This is a genomic window from Mycetocola sp. Y719 (genome assembly GCF_056713205.1).
Genome location: NZ_JBWYGY010000005.1, coordinates 173739 through 191114 on the forward strand (window position 1 = coordinate 173739; position 17376 = coordinate 191114).

Annotated in this window: 16 protein-coding genes and 1 riboswitch; of the genes, 9 read left to right on the top strand and 7 right to left on the bottom strand. The window is 68.4% G+C overall.

Annotated features, from left to right (window positions below):
• Positions 1-59 precede the first annotated feature (59 nt).
• From AC1M0F_RS16335 to mnhG, 7 genes are all read left to right on the top strand, one after another.
• The gene (locus AC1M0F_RS16335) at positions 60-1283 is read left to right on the top strand and encodes an MFS transporter (protein WP_480239318.1); all 1224 of its coding nucleotides are present in this window, start codon (positions 60-62) and stop codon (positions 1281-1283) included.
• A 98-nt stretch (positions 1284-1381) separates the two neighbouring features.
• Positions 1382-4297, top strand: coding sequence for a Na+/H+ antiporter subunit A (locus AC1M0F_RS16340; protein WP_480239319.1), 2916 nt, complete (start codon positions 1382-1384; stop codon positions 4295-4297).
• The gene (locus AC1M0F_RS16345) at positions 4294-4812 is read left to right on the top strand and encodes an NADH-quinone oxidoreductase subunit K (RefSeq protein ID WP_480239320.1); all 519 of its coding nucleotides are present in this window, start codon (positions 4294-4296) and stop codon (positions 4810-4812) included. The genes AC1M0F_RS16340 and AC1M0F_RS16345 overlap by 4 nt, the downstream gene beginning before the upstream one ends.
• Positions 4809-6371, top strand: a complete 1563-nt coding sequence (locus tag AC1M0F_RS16350) for a Na+/H+ antiporter subunit D (protein WP_480239321.1) — start codon at positions 4809-4811, stop codon at positions 6369-6371. Before AC1M0F_RS16345 ends, AC1M0F_RS16350 begins: the two co-directional genes overlap by 4 nt.
• Positions 6368-6949 (top strand): Na+/H+ antiporter subunit E, encoded by a 582-nt coding sequence (locus AC1M0F_RS16355; protein WP_480239322.1) that lies wholly within the window; start codon positions 6368-6370, stop codon positions 6947-6949. The genes AC1M0F_RS16350 and AC1M0F_RS16355 overlap by 4 nt, the downstream gene beginning before the upstream one ends.
• A complete protein-coding gene (locus tag AC1M0F_RS16360) occupies positions 6949-7212 on the top strand; it encodes an MrpF/PhaF family protein (protein ID WP_480239323.1) in 264 nt (87 codons plus the stop codon). Before AC1M0F_RS16355 ends, AC1M0F_RS16360 begins: the two co-directional genes overlap by 1 nt.
• Complete coding sequence (gene mnhG / locus AC1M0F_RS16365) at positions 7209-7595, top strand: monovalent cation/H(+) antiporter subunit G (protein ID WP_480239324.1); 387 nt, start codon at positions 7209-7211, stop codon at positions 7593-7595. Before AC1M0F_RS16360 ends, mnhG begins: the two co-directional genes overlap by 4 nt.
• A 5-nt stretch (positions 7596-7600) precedes the next feature.
• Here mnhG and nagA read toward each other — a convergent pair whose 3' ends face one another.
• The 7 genes from nagA to AC1M0F_RS16400 all read right to left on the bottom strand — a co-directional run bounded on the left by nagA (position 7601) and on the right by AC1M0F_RS16400 (position 14792).
• Positions 7601-8710: an N-acetylglucosamine-6-phosphate deacetylase gene (gene nagA, locus AC1M0F_RS16370; protein ID WP_480239337.1), complete on the bottom strand. Its 1110-nt coding sequence runs from the start codon at positions 8708-8710 to the stop codon at positions 7601-7603.
• A gap of 56 nt (positions 8711-8766) precedes the next feature.
• A complete protein-coding gene (locus AC1M0F_RS16375) occupies positions 8767-9555 on the bottom strand; it encodes a DeoR/GlpR family DNA-binding transcription regulator (RefSeq protein ID WP_480239325.1) in 789 nt (262 codons plus the stop codon).
• Complete coding sequence (locus AC1M0F_RS16380) at positions 9552-10397, bottom strand: class II fructose-bisphosphate aldolase (protein ID WP_480239326.1); 846 nt, start codon at positions 10395-10397, stop codon at positions 9552-9554. Before AC1M0F_RS16380 ends, AC1M0F_RS16375 begins: the two co-directional genes overlap by 4 nt.
• 9 nt (positions 10398-10406) lie before the next feature.
• Positions 10407-11324, bottom strand: coding sequence for a 1-phosphofructokinase family hexose kinase (locus AC1M0F_RS16385; RefSeq protein WP_480239327.1), 918 nt, complete (start codon positions 11322-11324; stop codon positions 10407-10409).
• The gene (locus AC1M0F_RS16390) at positions 11321-12268 is read right to left on the bottom strand and encodes an ROK family protein (protein ID WP_480239328.1); all 948 of its coding nucleotides are present in this window, start codon (positions 12266-12268) and stop codon (positions 11321-11323) included. Before AC1M0F_RS16390 ends, AC1M0F_RS16385 begins: the two co-directional genes overlap by 4 nt.
• Entirely contained in the window at positions 12265-13158 is an 894-nt protein-coding gene (locus tag AC1M0F_RS16395) for an SIS domain-containing protein (protein ID WP_480239329.1), read from the bottom strand. The genes AC1M0F_RS16390 and AC1M0F_RS16395 overlap by 4 nt, the downstream gene beginning before the upstream one ends.
• 80 nt (positions 13159-13238) lie before the next feature.
• Positions 13239-14792 (bottom strand): beta-N-acetylhexosaminidase, encoded by a 1554-nt coding sequence (locus AC1M0F_RS16400; protein WP_480239330.1) that lies wholly within the window; start codon positions 14790-14792, stop codon positions 13239-13241.
• Between the two features lie 124 nt (positions 14793-14916).
• A riboswitch (ZMP/ZTP riboswitch) is annotated at positions 14917-15021 on the top strand.
• A gap of 42 nt (positions 15022-15063) precedes the next feature.
• Between AC1M0F_RS16400 and glyA the strand changes: the two genes are divergently transcribed.
• Both glyA and AC1M0F_RS16410 read left to right on the top strand, forming a co-directional pair.
• Positions 15064-16335, top strand: a complete 1272-nt coding sequence (glyA, locus tag AC1M0F_RS16405; protein ID WP_480239331.1) for a serine hydroxymethyltransferase — start codon at positions 15064-15066, stop codon at positions 16333-16335.
• Complete coding sequence (locus AC1M0F_RS16410) at positions 16335-17216, top strand: bifunctional methylenetetrahydrofolate dehydrogenase/methenyltetrahydrofolate cyclohydrolase (RefSeq protein ID WP_480239332.1); 882 nt, start codon at positions 16335-16337, stop codon at positions 17214-17216. The genes glyA and AC1M0F_RS16410 overlap by 1 nt, the downstream gene beginning before the upstream one ends.
• Positions 17217-17376 lie beyond the last annotated feature (160 nt).

A 17376-nucleotide genomic window follows, 5' to 3' on the forward strand; every position in this document is an offset into this window, starting at 1 on the left:
CGTAGACGAACTCGGTTCTCGCCACGGCGACCGAGTGAACGCCGTCGTTGGATTCCCCGATGACCACTTCCCCCATTCCTGTCGCGCCCCGCGCGGTTCATCCCAAAAAAAGCCCGGCTCCGTTCCCGTGGATCGGGCTCATCGCCCTGTCCGCAACGGTGTTCCTCTCGATCTCGAGTGAGATGATCCCCACGGGGCTCCTGCCCGAGATGAGCGAATCGCTCGGCGTCTCGCCCTCCCAGATCGGGCTGCTCGTCACGGTCTTCGCCTTCACCGTCGTTCTCTCGAGCGCCCCGCTGACGGCGCTCACCGCCCGGGTGCCGCGTCATGCCCTCATGGTGGCCATCCTTCTCGTGCTCGGCTTCAGCAACCTGCTCACAGCCATCGCACCGACCTACGAACTCGTCGTCGCCACTCGCGTGCTCGGCGGTCTCGCCCACGGGCTGTTCTGGGCCATGGTCCCCGCATATTCGGCGCACCTGGTCGACCGTGAGCACCTCGCACGCGCGGTCTCGATCACCCTGGCCGGCGGGACCGTCGCCCTCGTGCTCGGTGTCCCGCTCGGTACAGCACTCGGCCAGGCCATCGGCTGGCGCTGGGCATTCGCCGCGATCGCCTGCGCACTGTTCGTCGGCGTGCTCGCCGTGATCCGCTGGCTCCCACCGGTGCAGCGCGACGACACGTCGCACGCGGAGGCGTCCACAGGGCGGGATCCGAGCATCCTCGGCGTCGCGCTTCTCTGCGTCGCCGTCGCCGTCGTGATGGTCGGCAACTACACCCTGTACACCTTCATCGCCCCCTACCTCATCGACCAGGTCGGCGTCGCTCCCGAATATCTGAGCGTCGTCCTGTTCGCCTACGGCATCGCCGGTGCACTCGGCCTCGTCCTCACCGGCACAGTCTTCGCGAAGCACACCGGCTCCGGCCTGGTGATCGCTCTCGCGGCCACCGCGTTCGCGGTCGGTGTCATCGCCGTCGCCACGCCCGTGCTGTGGGTGTCGCTTGCAGGCGTCGTGTTCTGGGGGCTGGCGTTCGGGCTCGTGCCCCCACTTCTGCAGACCCGGCTCCTGCACACCGCGAGTTCCCGGATCCGCGACACGGCCAGCGCGTTCTATACGACGGCATTCAACATCGGGATCGGGGGTGGGGCGCTGCTCGGCGCTGTGCTGCTCGACTGGCGCGGGCTCGACGCGTTGCCGATCGCGAACATCGTCCTCGTGCTCGTCGGCCTCGTCGTCGTTCTCGTGACGCTCCGGGTGGGGTCACGGCCCGGGCGGCGCTGAACCGCCCAGAGAGAGGCCCTGGGAAGGGGCGAGTGGTCAGGCGGCGGCGCTTCGCCCCTTAAACTGGGAGGACCACCGCACGCAACCGAGAGACCTCCATGGCGCTGATCCTGCTGGCCTTCCTCGTTGTTTCGTGCGCCACCAGGACCCTCACCCGCCTGCTCTCGACCCGTGTCTTCTACCTGATCTCGGTTCTGCCTTTCGCGGCCTTCGGCTACACCCTCACGCAGACGCCTACCGTCCTGTCCGGGGGAGCGGCGACCGAATCGTTCGAGTGGATTCCGCAGCTCGGGATCTCGCTCTCGTTCCGGGTGGATACGCTGGCCTGGCTGCTCGCCCTCATCGTGACCGGGATCGGCGGGCTCGTCCTCGTCTACTGCGCCAGGTATTTCTCGAAGGACGAACCGGGACTCGGCCGGTTCGCGGCTCTGCTCCTCGCGTTCGCGGGCACCATGTACGGCCTCGTCACCGCAGATGACATCCTCGTGATGTTCATGTTCTGGGAGATCACGAGCGTCCTGTCCTACCTGCTCATCGGTCACTACATCGACCGCAAGGAGAGCAGAGGCGCCGCGCTCCAGGCCCTCCTCGTCACCACGTTCGGCGGCCTCATCATGCTCGTCGGCGTCGTGATGATCAGCGTCCAGGCGGGCACGACCTCACTCGCGGCCATCGTGGATGCCGGGCTCACGGGACCGGCCACAACGGCGGCGATCCTGCTCATCCTCGTCGGCGCACTGTCGAAATCGGCGATCGTCCCGTTCCACTTCTGGCTCCCTGCGGCGATGGCGGCTCCGACCCCTGTCAGCGCCTACCTGCACGCGGCCGCCATGGTGAAGGCCGGCATCTACCTCGTTGCCCGTCTTGCGCCCGGATACGCAGAAACCCCGGGCTGGGCGCCTGTGCTCATCGGTCTCGGCGTCTGGGCCATGCTGCTCGGCGCGTGGAGGTCGCTGCGCCAGTACGACCTCAAACTCGTCCTCGCCTACGGCACGGTCAGTCAGCTCGGCTTCCTCATGGTGGTCGTCGGATTCGGCGGCCGTGACGCAGGCCTCGCCGGTGCCACGCTGCTCCTCGCCCACGCACTATACAAGGCGGCGTTGTTCCTCATCGTCGGCATCATCGACCACAGGGCTGGCACCCGCGACTGGCGTCAGCTCTCCGGCGTCGGCCGGCAATCCCGTTCCCTCGCGGTCATCACGCTCATCGCGGTCGCATCGATGGCCGGGATTCCGCCGTTGCTCGGATTCGTGGCGAAGGAGGCCGTTTTCGGCGCCTTCTTCGAGGCCGCTGCCCACGGCGACCCGTGGGGGTGGGTCGCACTGATCGGCACAGCCGTCGGTTCCGTCCTCACCGTCGCGTACAGCGCGCGTTTTTTCTGGGGCGCTTTCGCCACCCGGCCGGACGCCGAACCCACTCGCCTGCACGCGGACGGCTGGGGAATCCTCATCGCCCCCGGCATCCTCTCCGCCGCGACGATCGTCCTCGGGATCGGGGCGTCCGCCCTGTCGCCGTACCTCGAGTCGTACGCGGACACGATGGGTGAAGGGACGTACCACCTGGCCCTCTGGCACGGCCTCGAGCCTGCGCTGCTCATCTCAGCCGTCGTGGTCGGCCTCGGCCTCCTGCTGTTCTGGCACCGCAAGTGGGTGGCCCGCGTGCAGGCGTCGCTTCCGCACACCATGGACATGTCGCGCGGCTACTGGCTGAGCGTGCGGTTCATCGACAGGCTCTCCGCCCGCACCACGCTCTTCGCCCAGCGCGGTGGCCTGCCCCAGTACCTCGGTACCATCCTCGTCGTCTTCGTGGTCACGCTCGGCGCAGCTGCGACGATGAACAGGACCTGGCCGGACAGCATCCGGCTGTTCGATTACCCACAGCAGGTCTTCATCGCCGCGGCGATGGCCATCGCGGCCGTGATGGCCGGGCGGGCCAGGCAGCGGATGTCTGCGGTGTTGCTCGTCGGCACAACCGGCTTCGGCATGGTCGCCCTTTTCGCCCTGCACGGCGCACCGGACATCGCGCTCACCCAGGCTCTCGTCGAACTCGTCACCCTCGTTGTGTTCGTTCTCGTGCTCCGGCGACTGCCGATCAAGATCGCCCAGCGCAACAAACCAGTGAAGCGCGTCCTTCGAGCCACTGTCGGCATCGGCGTCGGCATCATCATGGCGATCGTGGCCGTCGTCGCGCTCGGCGCACGCCAGGAAGAGAGCATCGCGGGCGAATGGCCGCGGCTCGCCTATGAAGAAGGCCACGGCAGGAACATCGTCAACGTCGTCCTCGTCGACATCCGCGCCTGGGACACCATGGGCGAGATCGCTGTGCTTGTCGTCGTGGCGACGGGAATCGCCAGCCTGCTCTTCGTCACCGGCCGTGCAGGTCCTCTTCCACGTCTCAGCGGATCGAAGCAGCAGCGGCGGGGACGCAACCGCCGCAGGGTGCTCACCGATCCGGTCGCGCCGGGTGCCGAGGCGAGCTCCAACCGGATGAGCTGGCTGCTCGCCGGTCGCACCCTGGCCCCCGACCACCGGTCGGTGCTGCTCGAGGTGCTCGTCCGTCTGCTGTTCCACCCGGCGATCGTCGTCTCCATCTACTTCCTCTTCGCCGGGCACAACGCGCCAGGCGGCGGTTTCGCCGGCGGTCTCCTCGCCGGTCTCGCCCTTGTCGCCCGCTATCTGGCTGGGGGACGCTTCGAACTTGCCGAGGCCATCCCGATCGACGCGGGCAAGATCCTCGGGGCAGGCATCGTGCTGGCCGTCGGCAGCGCCATCGGATCCCTGCTCTTCGGGGCGGAGGCGCTGCAGTCCGCGTACTTCGAAACAGACATTCCCCTGCTCGGCCACCTGTCGTTCGGAACATCCACGATCTTCGACTTCGGCGTCTACCTCGTCGTCGTCGGACTCGCTCTCGACATCCTCCGCAGCCTCGGCGCCGAAATCGACCGCCAACAGGAGGAAGCCGACCTGTCTGCCGAATCCCGTGACGACTTCTCCGAGACGGAGGCCGACCGATGACCGCCTCCCTCACCCTCGTCCTCCTCATGGCCGTCATGTACGCGGTCGGGATCACCGTGATGCTCGAACGCAGCCTGACCCGGGTGCTCATCGGGTTCATGCTCGTCGGCAACGCGACCAACCTCCTCATCCTGATCGTGGGCGGCGAGAGCGGAACCGCGCCGATCGTGAGCGGGACGGCATCCGATGAGTCGATGGCCGACCCGGTTCCCCAGGTGCTCATGCTCACGGCCATCGTCATCAACTTCGGGATCACTGCATTCCTTCTCGCGCTGATCTACCGGTCCTGGTGGCTCGCCCAGCTGGGTGATCAGGGCGACGTCGTGCCCGACCAGCACGTAGACGACACCGAGGCCGCGACGGATGCCGCCTTCGACGCGGTGGACCTGGACGAGGACGCCATCCAGGAAGTACTCGACGCCAGCAATGAACGCGCGGGTGCGGCCGCCCCCGTCGAGATCGACCCGACACCAGAGGTCGACACCGAACCGAAACCGGACGAGGAGGCCCGATGAACGCCATCGTCCCCCTCGTCGTACTCCTGCCGCTGGCCGGAGCAGCTGTCGCGCTTGTGCTCGGACGGTTCCGTCGCGCTCAGATCGCGGTGAGCACGCTCACGCTGACTGCCGTGTCTGTGCTGGCCGTCATCCTTCTCGCCCACGTGGATACCCACGGAACCGTGGTTGTCGAAGTCGGAGGGTGGGACGCTCCGTTCGGCATCGTCCTCGTCGCCGATCGGCTTGCGGTGATCATGGTGCTGATCTCCGCGCTGATGCTTCTCGGGGTGCTCATCTTCGCCGTCGGGCAGGGTATCGCCGACGGTGACCGTGAGACGCCGGTGTCGATCTTCCACCCGACCTATCTGATCCTTGCCGCCGGGGTGTTCGACGCGTTCGTGGCCGGAGACCTCTTCAACATGTACGTGGCGTTCGAGATGCTGCTCGCCGCCAGCTATGTCCTCCTCACACTCGCAGGAACCGGCGCCCGCATTCGAGCCGGTGTGACATACATCATCATCAGCCTGACCTCGTCGATCATCTTCCTGGCCGCCATCGCCTTCATCTATGCGGCGACGGGCACGGTCACGATCGCGCTCATCGCCGAACGGGTCCGCGATCTCCCGGCCGATGTGCAGCTGATCCTCTGTATCGCCCTGCTGATCGCCTTCTGCGTCAAGGCGGCGGTTTTCCCGATGTCGTTCTGGCTGCCGGACTCCTACCCGACAGCGCCCGCCCCGGTGACGGCCGTCTTCGCCGGGTTGCTCACCAAGGTCGGCGTCTACGCCATCATCCGCACAGACACGGTTCTGTTCACCGATGTGGACATCGACATTCCGCTCATGGTGATCGCGTTCCTCACCCTGATCATCGGCGTGCTCGGCGCCCTGGCCCAGGCCGACATCAAGCGATTGCTGTCTTTCACCCTGGTCAGCCACATCGGTTACATGATCTTCGGCATTTCGATCGGGTCGACCGCTGCGCTCGCCGCCACGATCTTCTACATCGTCCACCACATCACCGTCCAGACCACCCTGTTCCTCGCCACCGGGCTGGTCGAGCGTGTGGGCGGCACGACATCGATCAACCGCCTCGGCGGCATTCTCAGGGCCTCACCTCTGGTCTCTGTGCTTTTCTTCATCGGCGCCATGAACCTCGGCGGCATCCCGCCGTTCTCCGGCTTCCTCGGCAAGGTGGGCCTGTTCCAGGCCGGCGTCGACCTCGGCACCCCCCTCAGCTATGTCCTGATCGCCGCAGGAGCGCTGACCTCCCTTCTCACGCTGTACGCACTCGTGAGAGTCTGGAACATGGCGTTCTGGCGTTCGAGCGCCGACGTGGCCGGGTATTCATCTCCGCTTCTCGATTCCCTGGCCGAAGGGCCAGAGGACGAGGGGGAGACGGTGCGTTCGAAGCGTGTCCCTGCGCTCATGGTGGCGGCGACCACCGGGATGGTCGCCCTCACCATCGGGCTGACCGTGTTCGCCGGACCGCTTTTCGACATCGCCTCCCGTGCGGCCGCGAACACCGGCAACGAGTCCACGTACGTCGAATCCGTGTTCCCCGGAGGTGTCGAATGAGCCCGGAGTCGCACCGCCGGACGAGCGCGCGCAGCCAGGTCGTCCTCCTCACCGGCCTGGTCCTGCTCTGGTGCCTGGTCTGGGGGCAGTTCACCGTCCTCAGCGTGCTCAGCGGCATCATCCTGGCGATCCTCGTGTCGCTGCTGTTCTACCTGCCGGCGATCGACCTGTCAGGACGCATCAACCTCTGGTACGTCGTCGTCTTCTTCGTGAGGTTGATCGTCGACATCGTCCGTGCGTCGATCGGCGTCGCCTGGCTCGTGGTGAACCCCCGCTACAGTCCGTCGAGCGCGATCCTGGCCATCCCGCTCGACACCCGTTCGGACCTCATCACGACGCTCACGGCCGAGGCCATCTCCCTCGTTCCCGGATCCATCGTCGTCGACCTGGACCGCGAGCAGTCGGTGTTGTTCGTGCACGTCATCAACGTGCGGACGGATGCCGACCTCGAGGAATTCCGCGCAGAGGTCTTCGCGACGGAGAAGCGGCTCGTGATGGCCATCGGATCCCGCGACGACGTGTGGCGGGTCCGCCAACCCAACGAACTCACGAGGGCAAGCCACGGGAGGCCCAACTGATGGAGATTCCCCTCATCATCGCCGGAGTGCTGTTCAGCATCGGCGGCATCGCAGCGCTCTACCGGATCATCCGTGGCCCGAGCCTGCTCGACCGTGTCATCGCTTCGGACGTCTTCATCGTCACCATCATGTGTGTGCTCGGCACGGAGATGTCCCTCAATCATCACACCGACACCCTGCCGGTGATGCTCATTCTTGCGGCCTTCGGGTTCGTCGGGTCCGTGAGCTTTGCCCGCTTCATGGCTCAGCAGGACGACGCATGATTCCCGACGGCATCCGCGACGGCATCACCGTGTTCCTCATCCTCGTTTCCGCTCTGATGTGCGCGGCGGCGGGGATCGGGCTCTTCCGCTTCCCCGATGTGCTCTCCCGCCTGCACGCCGCAACGAAGCCGCAGATCCTCGGGCTGATGGCGATCTGCCTCGACATCGCCCTCAACTCGCTCAGCATCGGCTCGTTCGCGCTCATCACGGCGATCATCATCTTCCAGGGCCTCACAGCGCCGATCTCGGCGCACATGGTCGGAAGGGCCGCGTACCGGTCGGATCACGTTCGGCGCGACCTGCTCATGCGCGACGAGCTGGCCGAGAGCGTCGACCGCGCCGAGGACGCCTCGCACACCCACCCGCCGAGCGACAAGGGCTGAGCGGGTCAGCGGACCTGTTCGCCGTCCGCCCACACGGCTGTGACGGTGAAATCGGCGTCGAGCAGCACCAGATCCGCCGCATACCCAGGAACGAGCCGGCCGAGGTCGTCCCCGCGGCCGATGGCCCGCGCCGGGGTCGACGTCACCGCTGCGACGGCATCCGCCAGCCCGATCCCCACCTCGGTGACAGCGCGGCGGAGCGCGGCGTCGAGGGTGAGAGTCGATCCGGCGATGGAGTCCCCGTGGGTGAGCCTCGCCACGCCGTCCGTCACCGTGACGTCGAGCGTCCCCAGTCGGTAAGCGCCGTCGGCGGAACCGGCGGCGGCCATGGCATCCGTCACCAGGGCGATCCTGCCTGGGGCAGCGGCGAACGCGATCCGCATGATCTCGGGGTGCACGTGCACCCCGTCGTTGATGAGTTCGAGCACGACGCTGTCCGAAGCCGTCGCAGCCGCGACCGGCCCTGGGGCGCGGTGGTGGAGGCCGTTCATGGCGTTGAAGGCGTGGGTCAGGATGCCGGCACCCGCTTCGAAAGCGGCGGTCGCCTGAGCGAAGTCCGCGTCGGTGTGTCCGACTGCCGCGGTGACGCCGGCGTCGGTGAGCTGCCGGACGGCGTCGAGCCCGCCGGGAAGCTCAGGGGCGATCGTGACCTGACGGAGAGCACCCCTTCCAGCATCGATCAGCCGCGCGACGGTCGACCGGTGCGGGGCGAGCAGGAGTTCGGGGTCGTGCGCGCCCTTGTGGCCGGCGTCGAGGAACGGTCCTTCGAGGTGCGCCCCGAGGATGGTGGGGTCTGCGGCTGCGAGGTCGGCGATGACGCCCAGCTGGTCGATCAGGTCGTCGACGGATGCCGTGACGAGGGAGAGCACCGAACGGGTGGTGCCTGCCGCACGGTGGACGGCGAGCGCGGTACGGATGCCGTCTGGCCCGTCGGCGAACGAGGTCCCGCCGCCGCCGTGGCAGTGGAGGTCGATGAAGCCTGCGGTGAGGATCCTCCCGCCGGCGTCGACGGGCTCAGGGGACCCCTGGCCGATGCGCGAGCGCCAGCCGTCGCCTGTTCCGACCTCGCTGATCCGGTTGCCGGTGACGGAGAGCCAGCCATCCTGCGACACCATCCCATCCGAGACGAGGGTGGCGGAGTGGACGATCAGCGGCGCGTCAGGAGCGGTGGTCACGGAGCAACGATAACGGTGATGCCGCTCGCTGTGAATGCGGCACGGTGTTCGTCGTCGATCCCGTCGTCGGTGATCAGGGTGTCGAAGACCTCGGCGCCGCCGACAGAGGCGAACGCGCGTCTGCCGATCTTGTGCGAATCGGCGACGACGACGGCGCGCTCGGCGCGTGTGGCCATGAGCTGATTGATCCTGGCCTCGCCCTCGTCGTGCACGGTGGCGCCGAACTCGGGGTCGATCCCGTTCACCCCGACGAAGGCGAGGTCGAGGGTGATCTCCCTGAGCATGAGGTCGCTGTACGGGCCGACGAGTTCGTATGACCGCTGGTGGACGACCCCGCCGGTCACCACGACCTTGAACTGGGGGCGGACAGCGAGCTGGGCGGCGATGTTCACCGCGTTGGTGACGATGGTCAGGCTCGGGGCCGTCGACGGTTCGGTCAGGTCGGCCCTGGCTGTGAGCAGGGTGGCGATCGCGGTCGATGTCGTCCCCCCGCAGAGCCCGACGATCGAGCCCGGATGCACGAGGGCGCTCGCCGCCTGCGCGATCCGCTCCTTCTGCGCGGCGTTCTGTTCGTGGCGGTAGCGCAGCGGCAGGTCGTACGCGACAGAATGACCGACTGCTCCTCCGCGCGTCCGGGTGAGCAGCTGCTGCTCGGCGAGGGTGTCGAGGTCGCGCCTCGCCGTTGCCGGTGACACGTCCAGACGGCTGACGATGTCGTCGACGTCGACTCTGCCGTCCCTGGCGAGCAGGTCGAGCACGGCCGTCAGCCGGTCGGCGCGGTTCACGAGGACGGCCGACCGGCGAACAGGACGAGGAGCCGTTCGGCCTCGGCGCTCAGCGCCGCGCGCCCCACACCGAGATACTTCCTGGAGTCGACCAGTCCTGCATCCGCATCGAGAGCTGCGCGGACGGCGCGGGTGAAGAACCCGTTGAGGTGTGTGGAGACGTTGATCTTGGTCATCCCTGCGTGGATGGCACTGACGATCTGGTCGTCGGGGACGCCGCTGGAGCCGTGCAGGACGAGGGGCACAGGCACGGCGTCGGCGATGCGCCCGATGAGGTCGATGTCGAGGGACGCACTCCTGCTCGACATGGCGTGAGAGGACCCGACAGCGACTGCGAGGGCGTCGACACCGGTGTCGCCGGCGAAGGACGCCGCTTCGGCCGGGTCCGTCCGGACACCAGGGGCGTGTGCTCCGTCCTTGCCTCCGATGGTTCCGAGTTCAGCCTCGACGAAGACGCCGGCCGAATGGGCCGCTGCGACGACCCTCTGCGTGGCGGCTACGTTGTCCGCGTAGTCCAGGGTGGCGCCGTCGTACATGACCGAGCCGAATCCGAGGTCGATCGCGGCCAGGGCGAGCGCTTCGTCCGTGGCGTGGTCGAGGTGGACGGCGACGTCGGCGGACGAGGACGAGGCGAGGGCCAGCGTCGCCGCTGCGATCGGTTCGAGGCCACCGTGATAAGAGATGCAGTTCTCGGAGATCTGCAGGATGACGCCCAGCCCGGCTCGTTCGGCGGCTGAGACGAGGCCCTCGGCGGTCTCGAGGGAGATGACATTGAAGGCACCGACGCCGGTGCGGCCGTCGGCGGCGCGGCTGATCAGTGTGCTGGTGGGGGTGAGCGGCATGATTCCTCGTCAGCTGGGAAATTCGGTGAGTGTGAGCCGGTGTTCGAGTGCGTCGCAGTCCGGGTGGACGCTTCCGGCCTGGGGTTCGAGGACGGCAGCGGCGCCCCACGCGGTCGCGCGCGAGAGGATCGCCCGGATGTCGCCGCTTCCCGCAGCGATCAGGGACGCCGCTCCTGCGACGGCGGCGTCACCTGCCCCTGTGGGGTTGCCGGGCAGGATGACGTCGAGTTCGGCCAGCCAGACGTTGCCTTCGCGGGGGACGGCCATCATGCCGTCCTCGCCGAGCGACACGAGCACGAGTCCTGCGCCGGCGTCCTGAAGAGCGCGGGCCCCGGCGAGCGGGTCTCGTTCGCCCGTGGCCTCTGCGAGTTCGCGGCGGTTCGGTTTGAGCAGGGTGGCGCCCGCGGCTGCGGCTCGAAGCAGGTGCGGACCAGACGCGTCGGCGATCGCCGGGATGCCGGCGTCCCGCCCGAGTGAGACGAGGTCTGCCACAAGCGAGTCCGGGGCTCCAGGCGGGATGCTCCCCGAGACGACGAGGCAGGAGGATCCGGCCAGCCGGGAGCGAACGGCGTCCTTCACCTCGGACCAGACGCGGGGCGGGACCTCCCTGCCGGATTCGTTGAGGACGGTCGTGCGGCCGGCCACGCGCTCGACGATGGCCGTCGAGCGGCGCGCGGGCCCGGGCACGGCGACGAGCACTGCGGGGACGGGGCCGAGATCGCGCTCGAACTCGGCGAGGTCGTTCTCGCCGACGGGGGCGATGGCGAGGGTGTCGAAGCCGCGCTGGACGAGCACTCTGGCGACGTTGATCCCCTTGCCGCCCGCCCGCGTCACGGCCGGGGTGACCCTGTGGGTCTCGCCGAGGTCGAGCTCGTCGAGCGTGATCGTGCTGTCGAGGGCGGGGTTCGGGGTGACGGTGAGAATCATGCGCTGACCTGTTCGAGTCGTTCGCGGGCGCCGATGGCCGCTCCGACCAGGCCCGCGTTCTCACCGACGGTCGCCGGAAGGAGCACCGGGCGTCTGTGGAAGGTGAGCAGCGAGTTCATCCGTTTCTCCACCGGTGCGAAGAGGGCGTCGCCGGCCTGGGCGAGACCGCCGCCGAGGACGATGGCCTCAGGGGCGAGGAGCGCGACCGACTGGGCCAGGGCGAGCCCAAGCGCGTCTGTTGCCGTGTCCCAGACGGAGACCGCGATCGGGTCGCCGGCCTGTGCCAGGGCGAGGACCTCCCTGGCCCCGGCTACGGGCGCCGTCACCTGGCGGTTGTACAGGCGCGTGATCGCACCGGCCGATCCGACCGCTTCGAGACAGCCGTGACCGCCGCAAGCGCAGAGGACGCCACCGGGGTCGACCACCGAGTGCCCGATCTCGCCGGCGTAACCCGACGCCGAATAGGGCCGGCCGTCGATGAAGATGGCGCTCGCGATCCCGGTGCCGATCACGACGATGAGGGCGTTTCCGTAGTTGCCCGCCGCGCCGAGCCGGTACTCCGCCGTGCCTGCTGCCCTCACGTCGTGGGTGAAAGCGACGGGGATGCCGAGCGCGGTCGATGCGCTGTCGCGGAAGGGGACGTCACGCCAGCCGAGGTTCTCCGCGTAGCGGCCGATCCCGGCCTCGTCGTCGACGAGGCCGGGTACGATCAGGCCTGCGGCCTCGGGGACGACGTCAGGATGCCGATCGGCGAACCCGGCGGTCAAGACGACGAGTTGGGCGATCACGGCATCGCCGCTGCCGTCCGTGCTGTACGGCGTCGGCACCCTGACGACCTCCCGGATCACGCCGTGGGTGTCGACGAGTCCGGCCTTGGTGTCCGTTCCGCCGACGTCGAAGGCGAGGACAGCGGCGCCGGCGCCGAGGGCTGGCGTGCCGGTCATGCGCTGAGGATGACCGAGCGGGTGAGGTTGCGGGGGAGGTCGGGGTTGAGGCCTGCGGCGAGGGAGCGCTCGAGCGCGACCCGGTGAGCACGGACGAGGTCGGCCAGCGGGTCGAGTGCCGAGTTCTCGAAGCGGGCGCCCGTGACGGCGATGTCGGCGTCGAGCCCGGTCGGCGCGTCTCCGAACATCCACACGGCGCGGCCAGGGGCGGCGATCGCCAGCGGACCGTGCCTGTATTCCATGGCCGGGTACGACTCGGTCCAGGCCTGGCAGGACTCCCGCATCTTCAGCGCCGCCTCATGGGCGATGCCGACGGTCCAGTCGCGGCCGAGGAAGGTGACCTGCTCTGCAGAGACGAGTTCGTGGGGGAGGTCCTCGGTCAGGGCGAGTTCTGCATCGCGGATCGAGCCCGTCACATCCGCTCCGGTGGACGCGCGGAGGAAGGTGAGGGCCGTCGTCGCGAACCGGGTCTGCACGACGCTCTTCTCGTCGGCGAACGGCAGGCCGATGACATCGTCGGCGAGGTCGACGAGGGGGCTCGAGGTGTCTCCGACGATTCCGATGGTTCGGATGCGTCCCTTGAGATCCCCGAGAATCTCGAGAACCTCGGACGTGGTGCCCGAGCGGGTGATGGCGATCACCGCGTCATAGTCGCGGTCGAGGAACGCCTCTGAGGCCGCGAAGGCATCCGTCTCGCCCTGGCCCGCTCCTTCGCGGAGTGCTGCATAGGACTGCGCCATGAACCACGACGTTCCACAGCCGATCACGGCGATGCGCTGGCCTGCCGACGGAAGGAGATTCCGCTCGGCCGTGAGCTCGGCGGCGCGTGCCCACACCTCCGGCTGGCTGTGGAGCTCGCTCTTCATCCAGGCGCCGGGGGTCGTGGTCATCTGCGTAACTCCTGCCATTGTCGGCGCCAGGGCCGGGTGATTGATAGTGATTGCAAAGCGGTCTTTGCAATCACTATCAATCATCCCAGAGTTTCGTCTGAAAGGCCAGCGCCGGCGCCGGGCTCCTCGGTGTCCTCCTGCCACGCCGCGATCCCGAGCGCACGGAATCGCGGGTACCACGCCCCGAGCCGGGCGGAGAAGCCCTCCCAGTCGCGGCCGGGCGCGACGGACGCTTCCGCCGACCAGGCGATCTCGGCGACGGCCAGGAGCCGAGGGAAGGTGAGGTAGTGGATGTCGGTCATGGTGGCGACGGTCTCGGTCCACAACGGCGCCTCGACGCCGAGGATCTTCTCGTCGGACACCCCGGGGAGTATCGCCGTCGGCTCCCACTCGTACGCGGCCCTGACGGTCGTCGGGCCTCCGGCCCAGGCCTGGCCGATCGGCGTCGTCTCGTCGTAGGTGATGTCGAGGTACGCGACGTCGGCGGGGGAGAGGACGAGCGCGCCGCCCTGGTCGACGAACGCCGCGGCGTTCTCGGCCGCGTTGTCCTGGGGGGAGACATAGCTCCAGTACTGACCGATCGTGCCAGGGGCGAGGTCCGAGCAGCGTCCGGCCTCGTGCCAGGCGATCGGGATCTTGCCGTGGCTCGCGACGAGCGCTGTCGCGCGCGCGATGAACGCCGGGAACTGTTCGGGGGGAGTGGTGTGGGATTCGTCCCCGCCGATGTGCAGGTATTTGCCCGGGGTCTGTGCGGCGACGGACCGGAACACGTCGTCGAGGAACTCCCAGGTCGCATCGCTGTCCACATCGAGGCTGGAGAAGCCGACGTCGATGCCGGTGTACGGCTCACGGGCGACGCCGTCGGCGTTGAGTTCGGGGTAGGCGCTCAGGGCGGCGTTGGTGTGCCCAGGCACGTCGATCTCGGGAACGACGGTCACGAACCGCGAGGCGGCGTACGCCACGATGGCTGCGTAGTCCTCCTCGGTGTAGAAACCACCGGCCCCACCACCGACTGCGGTCGACGCTCCGATCCCGGTGAGCTCGGGCCGGCCGGCGATCGAGATCCGCCAGCCCTGGTCGTCGGTGAGGTGGAGGTGAAGCACGTTGATCTTGAACAGGACGATCTCGTCGATGAACCGCGACACCGCGGCGACGTCGAAGAAATGACGGGCGACGTCGAGCATCGCTCCACGCCAGGCGAACCGCGGGCGGTCGGTGACCGTTGCGGCTGCGGCCTGCCAGGCGGCGCTCTGCACAGACCGTCGTTCCACATCCGCCGGAAACATCTGTCGCAGCGACTGCACGCCGTAGAACAGGCCCGCGGGACGTGCGGCTGTGAGCTGTGTCCCTGACGCCCCGGTGACGAGCCGGTATCCCTCAGCGCCGAGACCGAGGTCGTCGGCGAGGTCCAGGTGGAGGGCGATGTCCGCCGGGCCGGCGACAGCACCGTCGACGGGGCTCACGACGGGCAGCGGGTATCCGGTCGACGGCCGCAGGATGCCGGCCAGGTAAGCGCCGACGGATGCCGCGGCATCCGTCGCGAGGATCCGGGACGATTCCATGAGCGTGAACGGCGTATCACTCGCTGCGACATGCAGTTCGGTCGGCTGGGGGATGATGCGGGCGGGGCTCATGCGGAGGCTTTTCGGTGGGTCACCGCACCATCAAAGCACGTCGCGCCTGGGTTGCCGAGGGGTTCGGGTCGAGTTCGGACCGATGACAGCACGAAGGTGGCCGTGTCGGCATCCGCTGCTATGATCGGTCTGTCGTAACTGGCGTGCAGGCGGAGGAGAATTTCCGCCTCGGATGGTCACCATCGGGGAGCGACTGACACGGATTCGGCCGAACGCCTGGGTTGATACGGATTACCTGACATTTGTCCGCCGCTGTCTAAAGGAGCCAGTTTTGTCCTCAACGTTCAACGCGCCTCTCTCCGAGGTCGACCCCGAGATCGCCGCCGTCCTCGAGCAGGAGCTCGGACGCCAGCGCGATTACCTCGAGATGATCGCGAGCGAGAACTTCGTTCCCGTCTCCGTCCTCCAGTCCCAGGGCAGCGTGCTCACCAACAAGTACGCCGAGGGCTACCCCGGCCGTCGCTACTACGGCGGCTGTGAGTACGTCGACGTGGCCGAGTCGCTCGCCATCGAGCGCGCCAAGAGCCTGTTCGGCGCAGCGTACGCCAACGTTCAGCCGCACTCGGGTGCGACCGCGAACGCGGCCGTCCTGTCGGCGATCGCCACCCCTGGCGACACCATCCTCGGCCTCGAACTCGCCCACGGCGGCCACCTCACCCACGGTATGAAGCTCAACTTCTCCGGCAAGCTCTACAACGCCGTGTCGTACGGCGTCGACCCCGAGACATTCCTCGTCGACATGAACGTCGTCCGCGACAAGGCGCTCGAGCACAAGCCGCAGGTCATCATCGCCGGCTGGTCGGCATACCCCCGCCAGCTCGACTTCGCCGCGTTCCGCGCGATCGCCGACGAGGTGGGAGCGAAGCTCTGGGTCGACATGGCGCACTTCGCCGGCCTTGTCGCCGCAGGCCTGCACCCGTCGCCGGTGCCGTTCGCCGACGTCGTGTCGTCGACGGTGCACAAGACCCTCGCCGGCCCGCGCTCCGGTTTCATCCTCAGCCGTGACATGGAGCTGGCCAAGAAGCTCAACTCCAACGTCTTCCCCGGCCAGCAGGGCGGACCGCTCATGCACGTCATCGCCGCCAAGGCGACGGCGTTCCTCCTCGCATCACAGCCCGAGTTCGCGGACCGCCAGGCTCGCACCCTCCGCGGCGCCCGCCTCCTCGCCGAGCGACTGACCGCCGAAGACTCCCGCGCGGCCGGCGTCGACGTCCTGACCGGTGGCACAGACGTGCACCTCGTGCTCGCCGACCTCCGCAACTCGGAGATCAACGGCCAGCAGGCAGAGGATGCGCTCCACGAGGTCGGCATCACCGTCAACCGCAACTCGGTCCCGTTCGACCCGCGCCCGCCGATGGTGACATCCGGTCTCCGGATCGGCACCCCTGCGCTCGCCACGCGCGGCTTCGACGATGCCGAGTTCACCGAGGTCGCGGATGTCATCGCCACGGCGCTCAAGCCCGGTGCGGACATCGCCGGCCTGCGTACCCGGGTGAAGGCGCTCACAGACGCGTTCCCGCTGTACCCGGGCCTCGTGCAGTAGTGACCGCGCAGATCCTCGACGGCAAGGCCGTCGCATCCGTCATCAAATCCGAGCTCAAGGAGCGCGTCAGCGCCCTCCGCGAGCGGGGCATCGTGCCTGGGCTCGGCACCGTGCTCGTCGGCGACGACCCGGGCTCGCAGTGGTACGTCGCAGGCAAGCACCGCGACTGCGCCGAGGTCGGCATCGAGTCGATCCGGCGCGACCTGCCCGCCACGATCAGCCAGGACGAGCTCGAGGCCGTGCTCGACGAGCTCAATGCGGACCCGGCGTGCACCGGCTACATCGTGCAGCTGCCGTTGCCTGCCCACCTCGACACGGACGCCATCCTCGAGAGGGTCGACCCCGAGAAGGACGCGGACGGACTGCACCCGACCAACCTGGGCCGTCTCATCCTCAACGTGAACCGGCCGATCCACACGCCGCTGCCGTGCACGCCCCGAGGCGCAATCGAGCTGATGCAGCGTCACGGTATCGACCTCGCCGGCAAGCACGTGGTCGTCGTCGGCCGTGGCGTCACCGTCGGCAGGGCGATCGGTCCGCTGCTCACACGTCGTGAGTTCAACGCCACCGTCACGCTCACCCACACCGGAACCATCGGACTCGACGACCTCCTGCGCACAGCAGACGTCATCGTGGCCGCCGCCGGAGTGCCCGGAATCGTGAAGGCGTCAGCGGTGAAGCCTGGTGCAGTGGTGCTCGACGTCGGCGTGAGCCGCGAGACCGACCCGGAGACCGGCAAGAGCCGTGTCGTCGGCGACGTCGACCCCGCCGTCGCCGAGGTCGCCGCGTGGATCTCGCCGAACCCCGGCGGCATCGGCCCGATGACCCGGGTGCAGCTGCTCACCAATGTGGTCGACACGGCGGAGCGGCAGAACCCGTAGTCCTTCTCTGCTGACCGCACGTCGAAAGTGCGGTAGTGGGGGGGGGGGGGGGGGGGGGGGGGGGGGGGGGGGGGGGGGGGGGGGGGGGGGGGGGGGGGGGGGGGGGGGGGGGGGGGGGGGGGGGGGGGGGGGGGGGGGGGGGGGGGGGGGGGGGGGGGGG

Excerpts from the sequence above, each read along its gene's own strand:
- AC1M0F_RS16355 (WP_480239322.1), top strand. The coding sequence starts at position 6,368 with ATGAGCCCGGAGTCGCACCGCCGGACGAGCGCGCGCAGCCAGGTCGTC.
- AC1M0F_RS16400 (WP_480239330.1), bottom strand. The coding sequence starts at position 14,792 with ATGAGCCCCGCCCGCATCATCCCCCAGCCGACCGAACTGCATGTCGCA.
- AC1M0F_RS16360 (WP_480239323.1), top strand. The coding sequence starts at position 6,949 with ATGGAGATTCCCCTCATCATCGCCGGAGTGCTGTTCAGCATCGGCGGC.
- AC1M0F_RS16345 (WP_480239320.1), top strand. The coding sequence starts at position 4,294 with ATGACCGCCTCCCTCACCCTCGTCCTCCTCATGGCCGTCATGTACGCG.
- AC1M0F_RS16380 (WP_480239326.1), bottom strand. The coding sequence starts at position 10,397 with ATGCCGCTCACCCCCACCAGCACACTGATCAGCCGCGCCGCCGACGGC.
- AC1M0F_RS16340 (WP_480239319.1), top strand. The coding sequence starts at position 1,382 with ATGGCGCTGATCCTGCTGGCCTTCCTCGTTGTTTCGTGCGCCACCAGG.
- AC1M0F_RS16385 (WP_480239327.1), bottom strand. The coding sequence starts at position 11,324 with ATGATTCTCACCGTCACCCCGAACCCCGCCCTCGACAGCACGATCACG.
- AC1M0F_RS16350 (WP_480239321.1), top strand. The coding sequence starts at position 4,809 with ATGAACGCCATCGTCCCCCTCGTCGTACTCCTGCCGCTGGCCGGAGCA.
- AC1M0F_RS16390 (WP_480239328.1), bottom strand. The coding sequence starts at position 12,268 with ATGACCGGCACGCCAGCCCTCGGCGCCGGCGCCGCTGTCCTCGCCTTC.
- AC1M0F_RS16335 (WP_480239318.1), top strand. The coding sequence starts at position 60 with ATGACCACTTCCCCCATTCCTGTCGCGCCCCGCGCGGTTCATCCCAAA.
- AC1M0F_RS16395 (WP_480239329.1), bottom strand. The coding sequence starts at position 13,158 with ATGACCACGACCCCCGGCGCCTGGATGAAGAGCGAGCTCCACAGCCAG.
- mnhG (WP_480239324.1), top strand. The coding sequence starts at position 7,209 with ATGATTCCCGACGGCATCCGCGACGGCATCACCGTGTTCCTCATCCTC.
- nagA (WP_480239337.1), bottom strand. The coding sequence starts at position 8,710 with ATGGTGTCGCAGGATGGCTGGCTCTCCGTCACCGGCAACCGGATCAGC.